Source organism: Thermostichus sp. MS-CIW-36, from assembly GCF_054059035.1.
The window spans coordinates 97703-116839 of the sequence record NZ_JBSSBR010000006.1 but is presented as its reverse complement, the minus strand read 5'-3'; the positions used below and the strand labels follow the sequence as shown (position 1 = coordinate 116839).

The 19137-nt window shown below is 59.3% G+C and carries 17 protein-coding genes and 1 rRNA gene; 9 read left to right on the top strand and 9 right to left on the bottom strand.

Annotated features, from left to right (window positions below):
- Window positions 1-96 (top strand): 5S ribosomal RNA (rrf, locus tag ACVWVQ_RS04765); the annotation flags it as partial.
- A gap of 132 nt (window positions 97-228) precedes the next feature.
- On the opposite strand, the gene ACVWVQ_RS04760 is transcribed toward rrf, so the two are convergent.
- The 3 genes from ACVWVQ_RS04760 to ACVWVQ_RS04750 all read right to left on the bottom strand — a co-directional run bounded on the left by ACVWVQ_RS04760 (window position 229) and on the right by ACVWVQ_RS04750 (window position 3654).
- The gene (locus ACVWVQ_RS04760) at window positions 229-1530 is read right to left on the bottom strand and encodes a bifunctional folylpolyglutamate synthase/dihydrofolate synthase (RefSeq protein WP_457507168.1); all 1302 of its coding nucleotides are present in this window, start codon (window positions 1528-1530) and stop codon (window positions 229-231) included.
- Window positions 1531-1604: 74 nt separating this feature from the next.
- Entirely contained in the window at window positions 1605-3185 is a 1581-nt protein-coding gene (gene serA / locus ACVWVQ_RS04755) for a phosphoglycerate dehydrogenase (RefSeq protein ID WP_414332254.1), read from the bottom strand.
- A 232-nt stretch (window positions 3186-3417) separates the two neighbouring features.
- Window positions 3418-3654, bottom strand: coding sequence for a DUF3148 domain-containing protein (locus ACVWVQ_RS04750; RefSeq protein ID WP_011429589.1), 237 nt, complete (start codon window positions 3652-3654; stop codon window positions 3418-3420).
- A gap of 717 nt (window positions 3655-4371) precedes the next feature.
- Between ACVWVQ_RS04750 and ACVWVQ_RS04745 the strand changes: the two genes are divergently transcribed.
- From ACVWVQ_RS04745 to ACVWVQ_RS04725, 5 genes are all read left to right on the top strand, one after another.
- Window positions 4372-4593: a DUF2949 domain-containing protein gene (locus tag ACVWVQ_RS04745; RefSeq protein WP_414332365.1), complete on the top strand. Its 222-nt coding sequence runs from the start codon at window positions 4372-4374 to the stop codon at window positions 4591-4593.
- A 262-nt stretch (window positions 4594-4855) separates the two neighbouring features.
- Window positions 4856-5656, top strand: coding sequence for a nucleoside triphosphate pyrophosphohydrolase (gene mazG / locus ACVWVQ_RS04740; protein ID WP_457507166.1), 801 nt, complete (start codon window positions 4856-4858; stop codon window positions 5654-5656).
- Between the two features lie 116 nt (window positions 5657-5772).
- Window positions 5773-6810 carry an isopenicillin N synthase family dioxygenase gene (locus tag ACVWVQ_RS04735; RefSeq protein WP_041438122.1) on the top strand — a complete coding sequence of 346 codons (1038 nt, stop codon included), beginning with the start codon at window positions 5773-5775 and terminating at the stop codon, window positions 6808-6810.
- A gap of 125 nt (window positions 6811-6935) precedes the next feature.
- Complete coding sequence (locus ACVWVQ_RS04730; RefSeq protein WP_457507156.1) at window positions 6936-7877, top strand: transglutaminase family protein; 942 nt, start codon at window positions 6936-6938, stop codon at window positions 7875-7877.
- 92 nt (window positions 7878-7969) lie between these two features.
- A complete protein-coding gene (locus tag ACVWVQ_RS04725; RefSeq protein ID WP_011434437.1) occupies window positions 7970-8476 on the top strand; it encodes a hypothetical protein in 507 nt (168 codons plus the stop codon).
- Between the two features lie 9 nt (window positions 8477-8485).
- On the opposite strand, the gene ACVWVQ_RS04720 is transcribed toward ACVWVQ_RS04725, so the two are convergent.
- Together ACVWVQ_RS04720 and frr are read right to left on the bottom strand one after the other, a co-directional pair.
- Complete coding sequence (locus ACVWVQ_RS04720; protein WP_457507154.1) at window positions 8486-11200, bottom strand: CBS domain-containing protein; 2715 nt, start codon at window positions 11198-11200, stop codon at window positions 8486-8488.
- A 231-nt stretch (window positions 11201-11431) separates the two neighbouring features.
- A complete protein-coding gene (gene frr / locus ACVWVQ_RS04715; RefSeq protein WP_011429597.1) occupies window positions 11432-11980 on the bottom strand; it encodes a ribosome recycling factor in 549 nt (182 codons plus the stop codon).
- Window positions 11981-12227: 247 nt separating this feature from the next.
- Here frr and ACVWVQ_RS04710 point away from each other — a divergent pair, with 247 nt between their 5' ends.
- Window positions 12228-12806 (top strand): hypothetical protein, encoded by a 579-nt coding sequence (locus tag ACVWVQ_RS04710; RefSeq protein WP_457393978.1) that lies wholly within the window; start codon window positions 12228-12230, stop codon window positions 12804-12806.
- Between the two features lie 13 nt (window positions 12807-12819).
- On the opposite strand, the gene recR is transcribed toward ACVWVQ_RS04710, so the two are convergent.
- On the bottom strand, window positions 12820-13419 hold the full coding sequence (gene recR, locus ACVWVQ_RS04705) for a recombination mediator RecR (protein WP_414374697.1): 600 nt from the start codon (window positions 13417-13419) through the stop codon (window positions 12820-12822).
- Between the two features lie 35 nt (window positions 13420-13454).
- Window positions 13455-13790, bottom strand: coding sequence for a YbaB/EbfC family nucleoid-associated protein (locus tag ACVWVQ_RS04700; protein ID WP_011434432.1), 336 nt, complete (start codon window positions 13788-13790; stop codon window positions 13455-13457).
- A 221-nt stretch (window positions 13791-14011) separates the two neighbouring features.
- On the opposite strand from ACVWVQ_RS04700, the gene ACVWVQ_RS04695 reads away from it, so the two are divergent.
- Together ACVWVQ_RS04695 and ACVWVQ_RS04690 are read left to right on the top strand one after the other, a co-directional pair.
- Window positions 14012-14908 carry a carbohydrate ABC transporter permease gene (locus tag ACVWVQ_RS04695; RefSeq protein WP_414329037.1) on the top strand — a complete coding sequence of 299 codons (897 nt, stop codon included), beginning with the start codon at window positions 14012-14014 and terminating at the stop codon, window positions 14906-14908.
- Between the two features lie 18 nt (window positions 14909-14926).
- Window positions 14927-16435 carry a UbiD family decarboxylase gene (locus ACVWVQ_RS04690; RefSeq protein WP_457507152.1) on the top strand — a complete coding sequence of 503 codons (1509 nt, stop codon included), beginning with the start codon at window positions 14927-14929 and terminating at the stop codon, window positions 16433-16435.
- On the opposite strand, the gene ACVWVQ_RS04685 is transcribed toward ACVWVQ_RS04690, so the two are convergent.
- Entirely contained in the window at window positions 16432-17643 is a 1212-nt protein-coding gene (locus tag ACVWVQ_RS04685; protein ID WP_457507149.1) for an ABC transporter permease, read from the bottom strand. The genes ACVWVQ_RS04690 and ACVWVQ_RS04685 overlap by 4 nt on opposite strands.
- Entirely contained in the window at window positions 17640-19013 is a 1374-nt protein-coding gene (locus ACVWVQ_RS04680; protein ID WP_457507147.1) for an efflux RND transporter periplasmic adaptor subunit, read from the bottom strand. The genes ACVWVQ_RS04685 and ACVWVQ_RS04680 overlap by 4 nt, the downstream gene beginning before the upstream one ends.
- Window positions 19014-19137 lie beyond the last annotated feature (124 nt).

Genomic DNA, 19137 nt, shown 5'->3' with positions numbered 1-19137 from the left:
GAACCACGCCGACCCATCCCGAACTCGGACGTGAAACGCATCAGCGGCGAACCTACTGGCAGGGCGACCTGCTGGCAACCTAGCTCGGTGCCAGGTCCACCACCCTAACCCAATCAGTAGGGGAGTATCTTGATCAAGTGATAGTGGTTGAGAGCTAGTTTTTGTTCATAGCTCCTCTCTCTTTATAAGAGAGGAGCTCAGGTTTTGCATAAGGTTTCACCTGTCAGTTCAACAGGCTAGATCCCATCCCAAACATTCCTGCATCACCTGGCCCAATAGGTACAGGGATCCGCAGATTACAGCTGGTGGCTCAGTGAGGTTTTTCGGCTTGAGCAACTGAGCCCGAAGAGCGGAGAGATTGGGCAGTGCCCGTGCCGAGGCGAGATGAGGCTGCAGAGTCTGGGCTAGCTGAGCAAGTTGCTCGGGATCCGTCCCAGAGTGGCCAGCAATTGGCAGAGCGAAAAAGCAATCTCCCGGCCGCAGCAGGGTGCTGAGAATGCCCTGGACATCTTTGGTGGTGAGGATGCCCACATACCAGGTGAGGGGGCCGGGTTGATGCTCATCCAGATAGCGACGGAGAGCCTGGGCAGCGGGCAAGTTGTGGGCTCCGTCCATCAGCAACTGACGGGATCCAATCTGCACCCGCTGTAGCCGCCCCGGCCAACGGGTGATGGCAAATCCTTTTTCTACAGTGGCATCAGGGATCCGCCAGCCCTGTTGCTGTAGGGTTTCCACAACGGCAAGGGCTACTGCTGCATTGGTGAGTTGTACATCGCCGCTGAGGGGCAGGGTGAGGAGCTGCCCTCGCCAGTGGGCGGTTTGAGGCTCTGACCATTGTAGAGGGTCGACCACCCTCAGGGGGCTTTGCAACTGCTCTGCCTTGGCTTGGATAACTGCTGTGACCTCTGGAGTTTGGGGTGCGCACACTGCCGGGATCCCTGGCTTGAGAATGCCCGCCTTTTCAGAGGCAATTTGGGGAAGGCTGTTGCCCAAGCGCTGCCAATGATCCCAGCCGATGGAGGTGATAGCCGTTACCACTGGCTCGATCCCAGCATTGGTAGCATCCAGCCGCCCCCCCAGGCCCACTTCTATCACTGCCACATCCACCTTTTGCCGGCGGAAGTACAGCCAAGCGGCAGCGGTGATAACCTCAAACTGGGTGGGGGAAGCCTCGTTGGGGGTATAGGTTTGTAGGCAGTCTCGCACCTGGGCCAGCGCTTGGCTCCAGTCGTTGGTGGAAATGTATTCCCCGTTCAGCCAAATCCGCTCCCGCCAATCTACTAAATGAGGAGAGGTGTAACGACCCACACGATAGCCTGCCGCCCACAACACGTGGCTGACCCAGGCACAGACGGATCCCTTGCCGTTGGTACCGGCTACATGGATGGCCGGGATCCCAACTTGGGGCTGTCCCAGGCGCTGCAGCAAGACTTGCATGCGTTCCAGGCTGAGGTCCACACCGAAGTGACTCAGCGACTCCAGAAACGCCGGCCAATCCCAGTCTGGGATGCGAGGCAGGGTTAGGGACAAATCACTCTGGCTCAAGCAAAGACTCCGTCTTGCTGTGGTAAGTGAGGTTTGGGATTTTTTAAGGATCAGCAATTCTAGAGGTTCACCACAAAAGCGTCGCGGATGCCCGGCTGCTTGAGCACCTCTTCCAGGATCCCATCGGGCAGAGGATCATCCAAGCTGAGCACCATCACTGCATCGCCGCGGATGATCTTGCGGCCCACTTGCATGCTGGCGATGTTGACATTGTAGGCTCCCAGCAAGGTGCCAATCCGCCCGATGATCCCCGGCATATCCCGGTGCAGGGTCATCAGCATGTTGGCGGAAGGGGGCACATTCACCGGGAACTCGTCGATCTGGGTGATCCGCACCTCTCGCTCCCCAATCAACGCCCCCGAAACCGAGCGGATCCCATTGGGGCCATGGGCAATCAACGTCAGGGATCCGGAATAATCTTTCAAAGAGGGATCTCGAGTTTCCACCACCCGAATGCCCCGTTCTTTGGCCTCGATGGAGGCGTTGACGTAGTTGACCCGCTCCCGCAGCGCCAGCGTCAAAAGCCCTTTGAGAGCGGCAATGACGATCGGCTGACCATCTTTTTCTGCCAGATCTCCCTGCAGGCGGATCTCCAACTGGTTGACGCGATCCCCCGCCAATTGGCCAACCAAGTTGCCTAGGGTTTCGGCCAAGTCCAGGTAGGGTCTGAGGTTTTGCAGCACCTCTGCCTGTAGGCCGGGGATGTTCACGGCAGAGCGGGCCGGCAGCCCCAGCAACACATCGCGGATCTGCTCGGCCACATCAATGGCCACATTCACTTGAGCTTCTTCGGTGGAGGCCCCCAAGTGAGGAGTGAGCAGGACTTCTTTGCCCAGGGAAAACAGCGGGGAGTCCTTCAGGGGCTCATTGGCAAATACATCCAAAGCCGCTCCGGCAATTTGGCCGGATTTCAGGGCTTCGTACAGGGCTTGTTCATCCACCAAACCGCCACGGGCGCAGTTGATCAGGCGGGCGGTCGGCTTCATCATGCGGAAGGTTTCGGCGTTGAACAGGTTGGTGGTTTCAGGGGTTTTGGGAACGTGCAAGGTGATGTAGTCCGATTCCTGGACCAAAGTTGTGAAGTCCACCAGGCGCACCCCCAGTTGCTCTGCCCGCTCCACGGACAGATAGGGGTCATAGGCCAGCAGCTTCATCCCCATCGCCTTGGCAATCTGGGCCACATGGGATCCAATCCGACCCAATCCGACAATCCCCAGCGTTTTTTTGTAGACTTCTACGCCGACAAACTCTTGCCGATTCCACAGGCCCGATTTCAGAGAGGCATTGGCATCAGGTATGTGGCGGGAGAGGGCCATCATTAAGGCAATGGCGTGCTCGGCAGCGGCAATGGTGTTGCCCTCTGGGGAGTTGACCACCAGGATCCCGGCTTTGGTTGCGGCAGGCACATCGATGTTGTCAACGCCAACGCCCGCCCGCCCGATGATCTTCAAGTTCGTCCCCGCCTCGATCACCTCTCGGGTAACCCGTGTACCGGAGCGCACCATGATGGCATCGTAGTTGGGGATGACCGCGATCAACTGCTCTGGGGTGAGCTGAGTTTGCACATCCACCTGAGCGACTTGGGAGAGAATGTCGATCCCCGCCTGATCGATGGGATCTGTGACGATGACTCTGGGCATAAGCAGCGCTGGTCTAGTGGGATGGAGGGCAGTAAGAAGCAGGGATTAGCGCAAGTTGAGGTGGATCTCACCGGCTGAGCCAAACTTTGACCCAACCCCAACCGGCACACCTTAATCTACCGCGAAAGTCCGCCGGTCAGTCGAAGGCTCGCTTCTGTGGAAAGCTGCCAGCTCCCAAAGGTTCTGAAGGCCGACAAACCCATCGAGCTGGCTCGGAGGAGAAATGGGCGCACTAGGACAGGGATCCCACCGGGGCAAGATATTTTCCGTCTATGAGAAAGATGCCATTGGCAAACTGCACGCTGTAGGTGCCCAACAGCCGTCGCTGCAGGATCACCCCTTGCTCGTGCAAGCGGATCAAATGGGCCGGGCGCAACATCGGCATTGGGTCAGCCGTTTTTAGGTAAGGAGGCATTTCCACCACTTGAACCGTTGCCCCCACCGGCAGTAAACCTTGGGCTTCAGACATAATGGGAGTCCATCCTGCAGCCGTTTCTAGCTTAGGTGACATACTCCTGCACTCATGCTGATGCAAAGCGCTCCGCGCCGCTAAAGCGAAAGAGTGCGAGCTTCAAGGACTCCGTCCCGCTGACGCGAACAGTGACTCCTGTTAAGGACATTTCCTGAGCTTTAAGAACGGGATGCCCCACCGCTCTCTGCTTATCATAGCGCAGGAATCTCCGCCTCTCATCCCGACTCCCATGCTGATACATAGAGGGCGGGACTTCTCGGCGGTCTAGCTAACCCGAGCAGGATGGCAGCCCCAGGGCGGATCCCAGAGGAGCCGAACAGATTGGATCCCTGAGCAGTTATTGTAAGATTTTTATCTAAATACCAGAATTAGTCAGATAAAAAAGTAACATCTTGCCAAGGCAAGTTGGTTTCTCCAAACAAAGAAGAAGCAGCCAGCCTTTCAGGGTGCTGCCAACTGATCGCCAATCTGCTATCATACCATGACCTCTCGCTACCCATTTTTTGTGTCCTTGGATACAGAAACCTCATTTGCTGAGGCAATTTAGGGGTTTTCTTGCCGTGGAGCTGTGGGCACAGGGCTTGGTAAGCTCACCTGTGGCCTATTTGCCAGCCGGATCTTTGCCGAAACTCTGTAGGAGTGTTAAGAATAGTTACGTTAGTTTACTATCTTCTCAGTTTCATATTTGTCCTTCTTCAGCGCTGCGAAACGACCATGCTAGATCCCATTCCCCCCCCAGCCCTTGAGGAATATCTCTTGCAAACGGGCATCATCGACCGTTCTCAACTGAGCCTGGCCAAGAAGCTGCAACATCGCCAGCAAGGGCCGTTGCTGATGATTCTTTTGGAGTTGAGTTTCATCGATCTGGAGCAGCTCAGCCGCCTTTTGGATTTGGGCCGCACCTACCCTTTTGACCATGCTGCAAACGCTGGATAGTCTTCAGCCCGACTGGCAACAAGCTCTGGCTCGGTGGTTCGCTGCTGAGCAGGGATCCCTGCTGCTGAAAAGCTGTGGGGGCCAGGATCTGGCGAAGCTGCGCAGTGTTTTGCAACAGATCTGTTCTCCTGTCCAGTCTGTTACGTTGCTAACAGAAGACTTGGAGGTGGTGGCCGGCCCATTGACGCTCCAAAGCTGGGATCCTCAAGCGACGGGCCATTTTGCCCACCTTTATCTGGAGCGTTCCGCCTCTAGCTCACACATGAGTCGTTTGGCGGCTGTTGTTGCTCGGTTGCGCGCTCCCGACGGGTGTCCTTGGGATCGGGCCCAAACTCCAGAGTCTCTTACCCCCTACATTCTTGAAGAAGCGTATGAGACGGTAGCTGCCATTCGAGCCGGGGATCCGGCAGCAATTGCCGAAGAGCTGGGGGATTTGTTGTTGCAGGTGGTGTTGCAGTCTCAGATCTTTGCCGAGCAGAACCACTTTGATCTGGAAGCTGTGGCTGCGGGAATTGCCGATAAGCTCATCCGCCGTCACCCCCATGTGTTTGGGGATGCTGTGATGGCAGATCTTCCGGAGTTGCACCGCTCTTGGGAACAGATCAAGCAAGGGGAGCGACCGGATCAAAGCCTTGGCCAAAAACTGCTGCACTATGCCCAAAGTTTGCCTCCCCTAATGGCTGCCCTGAAAATTTCCTGCAAAGTGGTGGGGGCAGGGTTTGAGTGGCCAACGGTGGAGGGGATCTGGGCCAAGATCCGCGAGGAAGAAGCCGAGCTGCGCCGAGAATTGGAGAGGGATCCCCCCGATCCAACTCGGCAGGAAGCCGAACTGGGGGATCTGCTTTTTGCCCTGGTCAACTTGGGCCGTTGGTATGGTTTGGATGCTGCCCAAGCTCTAACCCAAACCAACCTGCGCTTTGCTCGCCGTTTTTTGCGCATGGAAGAGCTGGCTCAGGAACCAGCGGGATCCCTGCCCGGCGGTGGCAAAAGCTCCCTTCTGAAAGGGCGCAGTCTCCAGGAGCTGGAAGTCCTCTGGCAACAGGCCAAGCAAGAATATCTCTAGTTTGGATATGGGGTTGAGCTGGCGCTGGCTTTGAGGGGGTATCCGCCCACACAGTCTTGGGGCAAGTTCTCTTTGTAGGGTAGGAGCTGTTCTGAGCACCTGTCTCTACGTCGGCTATGTCTCCAGTTTCTTCCTTTGAGCAAGCTGGGATCCCTTGTCTGGATTTGACCCCCTTTCGGGAGGGCACGGATCCGCTAGGGGTTGCAAAGGCTTTTGGGGCAGCCTTGGAGGAGGTGGGGTTTGTGGTGATCACAGGGCATGGGATCCCGGAGGCCATCATACAAACAGCCTACGAGAGAGCGAGGGCTTTCTTCGACCTGCCGCTGGAACAAAAAATGGAGGTGGTGACTCCGGATCGCGTCAAAAACCAGGGATACCTGCCGATTGGCATCGAAAGTGTAGCCGCTACCCGTGGGGCAGAGGTTCCCTACGATCTCTGTGAGGCGCTGGTGTTCAATGACCTGTTTCGGGAAGATCCACAACGGCCCCAAGCAGGGGTGGATCCGGATTCGGGCAACCTTTGGCCCACCCATCCAGCAGGACTGCGGGCTGCTCTTCTGGCTTATGATGCGGCTCTGCTTCAGCTCACCCAAACCTTGATGCGCATGGGCGCGTTGGCTTTGGATCTGCCGGAAACCTATTTTCTGCCTTTTATGGAGGGGAAAGGGGGAGTGCTGCGGGCTGTGCATTATCCTGAACAGGAGGTGGAGCCCATCCCGGGACAGCTACGCTATGGGGCTCACTCCGACTACGGTGGCTTCACGATTCTGCGACAGGATGGGGCGCCGGGAGGGCTGCAGGTGTACTCCAAAGCAGGAGAGTGGATTGATGTGCAGGCTGTTCCCAACGCCTTTGTCATCAACGTTGGCGATCTGCTATCCCGTTGGACCAATGACCGTTGGCGCTCCACGTTGCACCGCGTGGTCAATCCACCCCGATCGGCTTTCGGTTCCAGTCGCCGCCTGTCTTTGGTTTACTTTACAGCTCCTCGGGACGATGCTTGGATCGAATGCCTGCCCACATGCCAGAATGCAGCAAATCCCCCTCGCTATGCTCCTGTACAGGCTGGGGAGTACATCCGCTCTAAGCTGGAGGTTTCGATGATTGGGAAGGCAGGGCAAAGCTCTCGGAGATCTCAAACTCGGGATCCCTGAAGTCTAGAGATCTCGGGCAGACGATGCAACCGCTTCTTGGCTTTGATCTGGGAGCAGTTTGGGTTGCCTGATCTCGGTGCTCCTTTGCCTGTGATAAAACTCCTTGCCCGTCATTTGGCCAACCTGTGCAAATTCAGATCCGCCATCTCATCGAATATCGCTACAGTCGTCCAGTCCAACTGGAGCCCCACACGGTGCGATTGCGACCGCGCTGCGACGGGATCCAAACTCTCCTGGCTTTTGAGTTGCAGGTGGATCCGCAGCCGGTGGGCCAATCGGCGCTGGTGGACCTGGAGGGCAACGCGGCGGTTCGGCTCTGGTTTGGGGATCCCACCGAGCATTTGCGCATTCAAACTCAGGCCACGGTGCTCACCCTGCGGGAGAATCCCTTCGACTATCTCCTCTGCGATTGGGCCACCCATCTCCCCATCGACTATCCCAGCACGCTGGCAGCTCAACTACAGCCTTATCTGACGGCTCAGGCGGATCCCGGCGTCCAAGCCTTGGCCTGGGAGCTATGGGATCACGTGCAGGGGGAAACGACGGCTTTTCTGCCGACGCTGAACCAGCGCATCTATTCAGAATGCCGCCACATCTTGCGGGAAAAGGGGGATCCCTGGCCTGCTGGCTTGACTTGGCATCGCAAAACCGGAGCCTGCCGCGATCTGGCCCTGTTGTTCATGGAGGTCTGCCGCAGCGTGGGCTTGGCCGCTCGCTTTGTCAGTGGCTACCAAGTCAGCCCCTCACGGCCTTCAGGGGAGAGCAGGGGTGGAGAACCCCCAGAGCCTGTGCGCCGTCATTTGCACGCTTGGGCGGAGGTGTACTTGCCGGGGGCCGGTTGGCGGGGCTTTGATCCCACCCAAGGGTTGGCCGTGGCCGACGGTCATGTGGCTTTGGCGGCCAGCGCTTATCCCAGAGATGCTGCCCCTCTCTACGGCCATTGGCTGGGCAGGGGCGTTCACAGCAGCATGAGCTACACCATCCACATTCAGGCGGGATCTTCCGCCCACAGCCAAGCCCAGCTTGCTGCAGACAGCCTGAGCACTCCACCAAAAGTTTGGGGCTGAAGCCGTAGAGCTTCAACTTGGCCGGATCCCAAAGCGGAAATTTGAGATAGCATGGCCTAGCCCAGATCTTGAGAATTTGCCGAGGGATCCCGTTGACCCAGTCTATTGATGTCCCCACCAGCGTTGATACGTTTTTGCAGGAGTTGGCCGCCATTCAGCAAGTTGGGCCGAAGCGAGTGGCCATCCTGGGCAGCCGTCATGTGCCCATTACCCATCAGTATTTGATCGAGACCCTCAGTTATGCCCTGGCCCTTACCGGCAATCAGATCCTCACCTCTGGGGCCATTGGCACCAACTTGGCCGTCATTCGGGGGGCGATGCGGGCGGACATGAAGTCCTTGACGGTGATCTTGCCCCAGAGTTTGGAGCGACAGCCGGCAGAGTCGCGGGCCAGCCTGGAGCAGGTGCTGCATCTGGTGGAACATCCCGAAAACGACCATCTTCCCCTGGCGGAGGCCAGCCGCCTGTGCAACCTGGAGATCATCAGCAAGTGCCAGCAGTTGATCTGCTTTGTCTTCCACGACAGCGTCACGCTGCTGGATGCCTGCAAGCATGCTGAGGAACAACACAAGTTGGTCACTCTCTTCTATTTCGACTGATTTGCCCTTCTACTTTCTTCCTCGGTATTGAGCTTGCGGCAGGGGGAAGTGTTCTTGTAGCCAGGCTTCAGCTTCTGCCGGGGTGGTGAGTTCGCCGTTCAGGGTGAGGCAACGCAGTTGCTCCAAAATGGCTTGGAAGGGGCGACCTGGCTTATAACCCAGACGACGCAGATCGTGGCCGTTGAGGAGCGGCTTCACCCAGTACCACTCCTGCAAATAGCGCCAGATCAGCCGCCGGGCCGGCTTGGGGGCGATCCCAGCCAACAAAATCACCGCCGGGATCCGCAGCCCCTGCAGCAGTTGCACCACCTGGGCCGGAGAGAGGGTGCCGGGATCCAATTGGGCCAACAGGGTTTGGTAATAGGAGGAATGGCTGAGGCGTTCGATGCCTGCTTGGGTAAGGTGGAGTTGGCTGGCCACCTGGGGGGCTTGGGGTAGGGTGAGGAGGAGAGCCTCTAGGCGCAGTTGCCAGATCTCCTGGGATCCCAGCTCAGGATAGCGGCGGCGAAAGTGATAAGCCCAGCGACCCACCCGTTGCAACCGCCGGCACAGGGAGGGATCCCACTCCAGGTCGGGGTGAATACAGCGCAAAGCTCCCCATTCTGCCAGCCGCTCAAAGGCTTGGGGCCAATCGCGGGATCCGAGAATGTAGGCCAGCTCCTGCTTGAGGCGATCCCCGCCGACGGCATCGTGCAGACCACTGGCCACGGCAGCGCGGATCCATTTTTCTGTGGTCGAGTCCAGGGCGAAGCCTAAGCGCACCGCAAAGCGCACCGCCCGATAAATGCGGGTGGGATCCTCGATGAAGCTGTTGGGGTGCAATGCCCGGATGATCCCCTGTTGCAGATCCGCTTGTCCGCCGAAAAAATCCAGCACCTGTCCTCGCTGGGGGCCGTTGAGGCGCAAGGCCAAGGCGTTGATGGAAAAATCCCGCCGATAGAGGTCTTGCTGAATGGATCCCATGGCCACTTCGGGGGGAGAGGCCGGGTAGGGATAAAACTCCGTGCGGGCGCTGGCGATATCCACACAAAAGCCTCCTGGCCAGATCAAGGCCGCCGTTTGGAATTTGCCGTGGATCTCCAGCCGCGCTTCCGGGAAGCGTTGTTTGAGCGCTTGTCCCAAAATCAAGCCCCAGCCCGGGGGATCCGTCCCATCCAGGGCCGGAGAGTAGGGCCCATCCACCACCAAGTCCAGATCCAGCCGCTCCAGGTTGGGTGAGGGCTGCCGTCCCCACCGATGCAGCAGCAGATCCCGCACCGTTCCCCCCACCAGATACAACCTCAGGCCCTTTTCATCGGCGAGGCGGGCGGCCTGCTCCAGCAACTGTCGATGCCGTTCCGAAAGAGCGGCGAAGGTGAGATCCAAGGGGCAGGAAAGGGTGGGCAAAGCCAACTGGGGTGAGAGGGCCGGCAACTCGTGTAGGTGCCGCAACACATCGGTGCGAGTTACAATGCCCACCAACTGTCCATCCTGGAGAACCGGCAGGCGGCCAATATCCCACTGCACCATCAACCGCTGAATCTCCGCCAAGGGGGTGTCGGGGGAGAGGGTTTTCACGTCGGTGGTCATGTAGCCCTTGACGGGGGCATGGCCAAATCCGTGGTGCAGGGCGATATCGATATCCCGCCGCGAGATCACCCCCACCAGGCGACCTTGAGCGTCCACCACCACCAGGCCGGAATGGCCGTAGCGCAGCAGCACCCGCTGGGCCTCGTCGATGGTGATCTCCGGTCGGATGGTGCGCACCGGAGCCGACATCAAATCTTTGGCCGTCACCGGGGGCGGGATCCGCTCTTGGACAGCCTGCCTGAGGGCCGCCATGACTTGGGCCGGGTCGGGCAAAGGCTGCTCTGGGCTGGCTTTTAACGTGGCTGCTGCAGCACAATCGTGTCCACCGCCGCCGTAGAGGGCCATCACCCTGCCCAACTGGGCAAACTCCTGCCGCGCCCGCCCGATCAGGCTGAGCCGCTCCCCCTGCCGCGCCACCAAGAGCAGCACATCCACTCCCGTCAGATCCATCAGCCGCATCACCAGGCCGGCCAAGCCGGGCACAAACTCCGGCAGCTCCAGCAGCCATTCTCCCAGGCGATACTCCCCCACCTGCTGCACCTGCATCTGGGCCAACCCCTGGCTGAGCAGCTCGCGCATCTCTGGGGTGAGGCCATCCCCCAAAAAGCGCCGCAACAAGACCAGGTTCACCCCCTGATCCAACAGCCAGCTCAGGGCAGCAGCATCGCGGGCGGTGGTCTCCGGGAAGGTCAGGGATCCCGTATCCATGTAAATGCCCAAAGCCAGCGCCAGCCGCTCAAAAGGGCTGAGAGGGATCCCAGCAGCCTGCAGCCGCTCCACCAGCAAGGTACAGGTGGCCCCCACAGCCTCGATATGGCAGTTGACCTGCTGCTGCGGCCAAAAGTTATCCAGTGGACTGGGGTGATGGTCGAAAATCTCAATCTGCGCGCCGGGGACGCTTAACCAAGCGGCAGCTTTGCCCAAGCGATCCGGATCGTGACAATCCACAACAATCCACCGCTGCACCTGTCCCGGATCCACAGAGCGCAGCTCGATGAGGGGAAATTCATCTCGGTACAAGGCCAAAAACTCCTGCACCCCCGGCAGGGATCCCCCGGTCAAGGCGATGCGGGCACCCGGATACAGGCGCGCCGCTCCCACCGCCGCCCCTAGGGTGTCGAAATCCGCCGATTGATGGCACAGGATCAGATCCATTGCGGCAAGAGTTGTCGTTTTCCCCCCTTCCATCCTGGCCTAAGCCGGGATCCCTCTTGTTGGAGTCGGACAAGAAGAAATGAAGGGCTGCTCAACTCCGAGGGGCAAGTGGAAACCTTGAAGTTTCGGGATGAGTGTCGAGTTTTGATCAAAAAATGGGGTCTTTAACCCCGTCCTACGGCTATGCAGAAGCAGGCCAGTAGCGTGGGGAGTTATGTCCACAAGGAGCTTTTACAGCGTCGTCAGCTCCTTTTCTTTTTCTGCCAGCAGCTCATCGATCTTTTTGATATAGCGGTCGGTCAGCTTCTGGATGGCATCCTGCAAGCTTTTGGACTCATCTTCAGACAGCTCGCCATTTTTCTCTCGCTTGCGCACCGAGTCAATGCCATCCCGCCGGATGTTGCGGATCGAGACTCGCCCCTCTTCGGCCAGCTTGGCCACCTGTTTGCTCAGCTCTTTGCGCCGCTCTTCTGTCAGGGGGGGAATGGTGAGCCGCACCACCTTGCCGTCGTTGCTGGGGGTTAGACCTAGGTCAGAGGCGACAATGGCCCGCTCAATGGCCGCCAGGGTCGAGGGATCAAAGGGCTGGATCAAGAGGGTGCTGGAGTCTGGCGTGGTGAGGCTGGCCAGGGCCTTGAGGGGAGTGGGCACGCCGTAGTACTCCACCTGAATGCGATCCAGCAGGCTGGAATTGGCCCGCCCGGTGCGTACCGTATTAAAGGAGCGCTGTGTGGCTTGCACAGCTTTGTTCATCAACTCCTCAATCTCAGCTAGCTCCACGGGGTTTTCCTCGCTTTCAAAATCAGTTTCCAGATATCAGGCTCTGGCAGCAAACCTGGCACCTCTACGGTGAGCCTGACCTCAATTTTACTGCCTTGTTGGGATCCAGATGGGATCCCGTTCCTCAGAGCTGCACCTGCAGTCGGCGAATTTCTCGCCAGATGCCCCCCAGTGGGATGGTACGAGCTCAAAGCTTCCCCTAAACTGCTCTGCAGTTTACTGCACAACACAGGCACAACAAAGTTTTATGCTCTCTCGCCAAATTGGTTCTTCAACGGCCCTAACCTGGCTGATCGGCAGCTTGAGTCTCTTGGGTTTTGGAGCGGCTGCGGCAGCCTTAGAGCTGCAGATTGTGTCCCCCAATGCTTATAAAGTGCCCTACCTGGGAATTGATGGTGTTTTCACTCTGGATACGTCCCTGGAACAATCGGCCAACGATCCGCGCAATCCAAAGCGGGTGAAGTTTGAGAAGATGGAGTTCTTCTCCTTCTACGCCGATCTGGAGGGGAAAAAGCCCCTGGCGGAAAATTGTCGCTACGCCTATCGGGGGGCTGCGCCGGATCCCTTCTACTACCCTGAGCGCTCCTTAAGTTCCATCTGGGATTTGTTTCAGTTGCGGCCTGGAGCAGACGCCAGTTGCGAGACCTTCACCTATGTGATTCTGCGGGCACCCCACGGGGATCCGGTGCACATGCACCTGCGCTACGGAGGCCGCAACAGCAGCTTCCAGGAACTTCTGAACATCAGCACTCTGCCGGAGGATCCTGCCAACTTCAACCCCTGGTGGAGCACCTACTGCGCGGAGGGGGTAACCGGCTGCGATTGATGGGCTGAGCGGCTCACAACTCCTGCCGCGCTTCCAAGGCACGGGCCAGGGTAACCTCGTCGGCATATTCCAGCTCGGATCCCATGGGCAGGCCGAAGGCCAGGCGGGTCATGCGCAAGGTGGGGGCAACCGGCTTCAGGTAATCCTTGACCACGTGCATGGTTACTTCCCCCTCTACGCTGGGGCTGATGGCAAAGATCAGCTCCTGCGGTTTTTCCCGTGCCACCCGGGCCACCAGCTCGCGGATGTGCAGTTGATCGACCCCGATCCCGTTCATGGGGGAGATGAGGCCGCCCAAAACGTGGTAAAGCCCCTTGAACTCGCGGGTGCGTTCCATCGCAATCAAGTCTTTGACGTCGGCCACCACGCACCACAGCAAGGGATCCCGCTGCGGCGAACGGCAGATCTCACAGGGATCCTCCGCCGACCAGTTGAAGCAGATGGAACAGTGCCGAACCGTCTGCTTGGCTTCCAGCAGGGCTTTGGCCAGGGCCTCGATCTCGCCGGCAGGCCGGTTGATCAAGTGGAGAGCTAGGCGCTGAGCGGTTTTGGAGCCAATGCCGGGCAGCCGTTGCAGCTCTTCGATGAGGCGAGCCAAGGGGCGAGTGTACATACAGAGTTAAGCAAGCGGGGTTAAGCAAGTGGGGCTCAACCCAGTCCCAACCCCGGCAGACTGATGTTTCCGGTCAGCTCTTCCATGCGTTTGCGCATCGTCTCAGCAGATTGGGTGTAGGCGTTCACCATTGCTGTCAGGAGCAAGTCTTCTACCACATCCACCGACTCCTGGAGCACTTGGGGATCCAGAGAGACTTTGAGAGGTTCTTGGTTGCCGTTGACCGTCACTTTCACCAGCCCATTGCCGGCTTCGCCGACGATCTCCATCTCCTCTAGCTCTTTTTGCAGCCTTTGAGCGCCATCGCGCACCTCTTGGGCTTTCTTGAGCGCTTCTTGGATTTTGCCGAAGGGGCCAAAGCCTCGAGTCATGGGATCCTCTCTTGGGTTATCCAGATACTGCTGTTCTACTCTACCCGTTTCCCCATCGCCGGTGAAAGCACTCGCAAGTCTGGGCAGAGGTGCTCCGCACCGCTAAGGCGACCGGCCTTCCTTAGGTTGCCCTTAACTCTGGCAGATTATCCTCACAAGAGAAGCCGAAGATCGACCCAGAAACTCCATCTGCTCATCAGCGTTTGCTGTCCGGAGGTGCCATGGCCCAACTGTTGCAGGATCCCCGATCTCAAGTAGCCCAGCCCAGTTCAACTCGGGTGGAGCCTTCTCCCTGGCGTTGGCGGCGCTGGATCCCGGAGCGTTGGTATGTGCATTTGGGCCTGGTGCTGGCCTGCTTGGTTCTGGGATTTCCGGTGTTGTACGCCCTGCTCGTGAGCACCCAGAACAATGCCGAGGTGTTCCGCTATCAATTGACCTTTGGCTCCTCTTTTGCCTTCAACTGGCATCAGGTGATGGTGGCGCGGCACTTGGGCCACTACATGGTCAACAGCACCATCGTGGCGGTGGCAATCACGGTGGGCAAGACGGTTTTGTCGCTGCTGGCCGGGCTGGCCTTTGTGTACTTCCGCTTTCCCGGCAAAGGGCTGGCCTTTGGCTTTGTGCTGATCACGCTGATGATGCCCACCGAAATCTTGATTATTGCCCTGCTGCGATTGGTCACCAACTTGGGCTGGGGATCCACCTACTACGCTTTAATCGTGCCCTTTCTGGCCAGCGCCACGGCCACGTTTTTGTTCCGCCAGCATTTTTCCAACATTCCCCGCGAGCTGGCGGAGGCGGCCCAACTGGACGGGGCCAACCCGCTGCAATTTCTCACCCAGGTGCTGATCCCTTTGAGCTGGAACGCCATCGGGGCGCAGGCGGTGATTCACTTCGTTTACGCTTGGAATATGTACCTGTGGCCCCGCTTGATCGTGCAAGGCCGAGAGCGACAAGTGGTGCAGGTGGGGCTGCAATCCCTGCTCAATCTGGATAGCTCGGCCTCCTATGGCCCCATGATGCTGGGAGCGATCATCGCCAGTATCCCGCCGCTGCTGGTGTTTATTGCGCTGCAGAAGCCCTTCATGAGCGGGTTAGCCCTCAATCGCGACAAGTAAGCCCTTAGGTTCCCTTTCATGCCCAGAGATCTACGCCGTTTTATTGCTCTGCTGGAATCCCGTGGTCAGCTCCGCCGCATTTCGGCAGAAGTGGATCCGGATCTGGAAATTGCCGAGATTGCCGATCGCCTCTTGGCCTGCGGGGGGCCGGCGCTGCTGTTTGAGCGGGTGAAGGGATCCTCAATGCCGCTGCTCATCAACACCCTGGGCACGGTGGAGCGCATTTGCTGGGCTTTGGGAATGGAGCAGCCTCAGGATCTGGAGGAACTGGGGAAAAAGCTGGCCCTGCTTTACCAGCCGCGGCCACCGCGGAGCTTTGCCCAGGCGGTGGAGTTGGGACAAGCTCTGTTTAGCGTACTCAAAGCTAAACCCAGCCGGGATCTGCTTCCTCCCTGTCAGCAGGTGGTGCTGCGGGGAGAGGAAGTGGATCTCACCCAATTGCCCCTGTTGCGGGTCTATCCCGGCGATGCCGGACGGGTGCTGACCTTGGGCCTGATGGTCACCAAAGACCCGGAAAATGGGATCCCCAACGTGGGGGTGTACCGCCTGCAGTTGCAAAGCCGCACCACCATGACGGTGCAATGGCTGTCGGTGCGGGGGGCAACTCGGCATCTGCGCAAGGCGGCGGCCCTGGGCCAAAAGCTGGAGGTGGCAGTGGCGGTGGGGGTGGATCCGGTGGTGATTTTGGCGGCGGCCACACCCCTGCCGGTGGATCTGTCCGAGTGGCTGTTTGCCGGTCTCTACGCCGGAGAAGGGTTGCACCTGGCCCAGTGCAAAACGGTGGATCTGCAGGTGCCGGCTCATGCTGAGATCGTTTTGGAGGGCACCATCACCCCTGGGGAAGTGGCCCCCGATGGGCCTGCCGGAGATCACATCGGCTACTACGGCCCCCGCAACGAGCAGGCCCCTCTGATTCGCTTCCACTGCTTGACCCACCGCCGGGATCCCATCTATCTCACCACCTTCAGCGGCAAGCCCCCCAAAGAAAACGACATGATGGCGCTGGCCCTGAACCGCATCTACACCCCCATCCTCAGGCAGCAGGTGCCGGAGATTGTAGATTTCTTTTTGCCGATGGAGGCGCTGGGCTACAAGGCCGCTATTCTTTCCATCGACAAGGCCTACCCTGGCCAGGCGCGGCGGGCGGCTTTGGCTTTTTGGAGCGCCCTGCCCCAATTTAGCTACACCAAGTTTGTGATCGTGGTGGACAAGGATATCAATGTGCGGGATCCACGGCAGGTGCTGTGGTGCCTGTGCTCGCGGGTGGATCCGCAGCGGGATGTGTTTGTTCTGCCGGACAACCCCTTTGACACCTTGGACTTTGCCACCGAAAGACGGGGTCTGGGGGGCAAGATGGGCATTGATGCCACCACCAAAATTCCCCCAGAAACCGATGCTCCCTGGCGGGAGCCCCTTGCTCCAGATCCGGAGGTGGCCCGCTTGGTGGATCGCCGCTGGGCGGAGTACGGCTTGGCGGATCTCAATTGGCAGCCGGCGGATCCCCGCCTGTTTGGATACGATCTCTAGGCCCGCAGGGCCTCAATGGGATCCAGTTGCGCCGCTTTGCGGGCCGGGAAAATGCCAAAGACTAGCCCAATCCCAGTGGACAGGGAGAACGCCACTCCCACTGCCACCCCATCGACTTGGGTGGCCAAGGGGGTGAACACCTGCACCGCCACCAGCAGGCTGCTGCTGAGGAGGATCCCGAGCACCCCCCCGGTCACGGCAATGAAAATCGCTTCGGCGGCAAACTGCTGCAAAATCTGCCGGCTATCCGCCCCAATCGCCTTGCGCAGCCCGATTTCATGGGTGCGTTCCGCAACCGAGATAAGCATCACATTCATGATCCCCACCCCTCCCACCAGCAGGGAGAGGGCCGCCGTGCCCGTCAGTAGCACCCGCAGCAGGCTCAAAATCCTGGCCGACCCATCCAGGAGCACCTTTTGGTTGCGGATGATGAAGTCATCTTCTCCCACCAATTGGTGCCGCTGGCGCAGCAGGTTGCGGATTTGGAACTCGGCAGCAGGCAGATCGGCCTCAGAGCGGGCCGAGACGAAAATCGCCGTCAGCTCTGTGCCGTAGGGGGAGCGTCGCCCGACCAACTGATTGGCCACCACATCCACCGGCAGAAACACTCCGGCATCGCTGTTGCCAAACACCGTCGGCTTCGAGCGCAAAGTGCCGATTACCTCGAAGGGCAAGTTGTTCAGCAGGACGGTCTCCCCAATGGCAGCGGCAGGATCCAGGCCGAACAACTGGCTGGCGGCATCGCTGCCCAGCACCACCACCGGGCGCTGTTCCTCGATATCCGAGGGCAAGAGGAAGCGGCCTGCCTCGATCTCCAGGTTCAAGACCGACAAGTACTCCGGCCAAGTGCCGGTGGCCTCATAGCGGCGATCCACTCCACCTCGCACAGCGCGCACATTGGTGCCCAGGCTGGGGACAGCTGCTGACACGGCAGGCACTTCCGCAGCAATGGCTCGCACATCCTCCAAAGTGAGGGGGCGGATGTTGCCGGCATCGACCAGGCCCAAGTTGGCCGAAAAGACGATCAGCAAGTTGGTGCCCAGAGAGCGAAATTGATCCACCGCCATCTCTTGGGCGGCGTAGCCAAATCCGGCAATGGCCACCACCGCCGCATTGCCGATGAGGATCCCGAGCATGCTCAGCCCGGTTCGCAGGCGATGTCGTCGCACCATTTGCCAGGCCATTTTGGCCGCCGTTGCCAGGCTCATGGCTGTTGCTCCGCTCTTTTAATCAAAGTCTCTAGGTTCACCCCAGGAGGCAGGGCAGTAAAGACCCGATCCCCTGCCTGCAGACCGGAGAGGATTTGGGTAACTCCACCCTGAGTGATGCCCGTTTCCACGCGGCGATAGACAGGTCGTCGGGTTTGGGGATCCAGCAGGAGCACGCCTTCCTGGCTTTCCTCCCGGAGGATAGCCACTGAGGGCACCGTCAGAGCCTGAGGCTGGGGATCCCCAATGAAATCCACCGAAACAGTCATGCCGGTGCGCAAAAAGTCGGCCCCAGGCTCCGGTTCAACGAAGACCCGAAAGACGGTTACCTCTCGCACCACCACCGTAGCGGTTGCAATCCGCTTCACCCGCCCCTGCACCAGGCGGTCGGGGTAGGCCAGGGAGCGGATCTCCACCGGCTGACCCACCCGCACCTGGGCAATCTGGGCTTCTGGCACTTCTGCCCGCACCTCAATTCCCTGAGCCAGCGCCAAAATGGAACTGGAAGAAGCTGCGGTGGCATCGGAAGCTGCTGTTGTGGGAGCTACAAAGGATCCCACCTCGGCAAAGCGCTGCACCACCACACCAGAAAAAGGGGCGCGGACTTCGGTGTCAGCCAACCGGGATTGCCGTTGGGCCAGCTCGGCTTGTGCCTGGGCAATTTGGGCTTGAATTTGCTGTAGGGTTTCCGGGCGGCTCCCCAGTTGCAATCGCTCCAACTCCTGTTGAGCAGCTCGCAAATCCGCTTGCGCTTGTTCCAGGCGGGCCGAGCGTTGATCCAGCTCGCTGCGGGCTACCACCCCCGCCTGCACCAGGGCCTGGATGCGCTCTAACTCCCTCTGAGCCAAGTCCACCTGCGACCGGGCAGCATCCACCCTGGCCTGGGCCGCCGCGATCACCTGGGGGCGCTCTCCGGCCTGTTGCTCCGCTAGACGGGCTTGCAGCTCTTGAATGCGGGCTTGGGCTTGGCGAATGCCACTGGCGAGATCGCCGTAGTCCATCCGGGCCAATAACTGCCCTGCCACCACTTCATCTCCCTGATCCACCAACAGTTCCGCCAGGCGACCCGACTCGCGAGGGCTGACATTCACCTGGCGGAGCGGCTGCACCTGGCCGCTCACCCGCAGGCGTTGGGTCAGATCCACCACTTGAACCGGTACCGTCAATCTTTCCAGCCGTTCTGCCCTCTGCTGCTGCAGCTGACGCTGGATCAGGAGACCGCTGCCCCCTAGGCCGGCCAACAGCAAGCCCAAGAGCATCCAACCGAAGGGAAATCTCTTGGGGCGGGGTTTGCTCTGGGGCAGAGGCTGATCTGCAGGCCTGGGAGTAGACAGGGATCCCGTCTTGGGCTCATCGGTGTGCAGGATCACAAAAGTCTCCCGTTTGTAACAAAAGCTTTATCTTTGTCTAGCCTATTGGAAAAATGGGGGAAGCGTAAACACAGTCTCCCGCCTCTTGAGGTCTATTCGGCCAGCTCTGTACAAAAAACAGCGA

Bases quoted from the DNA above. Each gene is read 5' to 3' on its own strand.
- serA (WP_414332254.1), bottom strand. From the start codon at position 3,185: ATGCCCAGAGTCATCGTCACAGATCCCATCGATCAGGCGGGGATCGAC.
- ACVWVQ_RS04750 (WP_011429589.1), bottom strand. From the start codon at position 3,654: ATGTCTGAAGCCCAAGGTTTACTGCCGGTGGGGGCAACGGTTCAAGTG.
- ACVWVQ_RS04745 (WP_414332365.1), top strand. From the start codon at position 4,372: ATGCTAGATCCCATTCCCCCCCCAGCCCTTGAGGAATATCTCTTGCAA.
- mazG (WP_457507166.1), top strand. From the start codon at position 4,856: ATGAGTCGTTTGGCGGCTGTTGTTGCTCGGTTGCGCGCTCCCGACGGG.
- ACVWVQ_RS04735 (WP_041438122.1), top strand. From the start codon at position 5,773: ATGTCTCCAGTTTCTTCCTTTGAGCAAGCTGGGATCCCTTGTCTGGAT.
- ACVWVQ_RS04720 (WP_457507154.1), bottom strand. From the start codon at position 11,200: ATGGATCTGATCCTGTGCCATCAATCGGCGGATTTCGACACCCTAGGG.
- ACVWVQ_RS04710 (WP_457393978.1), top strand. From the start codon at position 12,228: ATGCTCTCTCGCCAAATTGGTTCTTCAACGGCCCTAACCTGGCTGATC.
- recR (WP_414374697.1), bottom strand. From the start codon at position 13,419: ATGTACACTCGCCCCTTGGCTCGCCTCATCGAAGAGCTGCAACGGCTG.
- ACVWVQ_RS04700 (WP_011434432.1), bottom strand. From the start codon at position 13,790: ATGACTCGAGGCTTTGGCCCCTTCGGCAAAATCCAAGAAGCGCTCAAG.
- ACVWVQ_RS04695 (WP_414329037.1), top strand. From the start codon at position 14,012: ATGGCCCAACTGTTGCAGGATCCCCGATCTCAAGTAGCCCAGCCCAGT.
- ACVWVQ_RS04690 (WP_457507152.1), top strand. From the start codon at position 14,927: ATGCCCAGAGATCTACGCCGTTTTATTGCTCTGCTGGAATCCCGTGGT.
- ACVWVQ_RS04685 (WP_457507149.1), bottom strand. From the start codon at position 17,643: ATGAGCCTGGCAACGGCGGCCAAAATGGCCTGGCAAATGGTGCGACGA.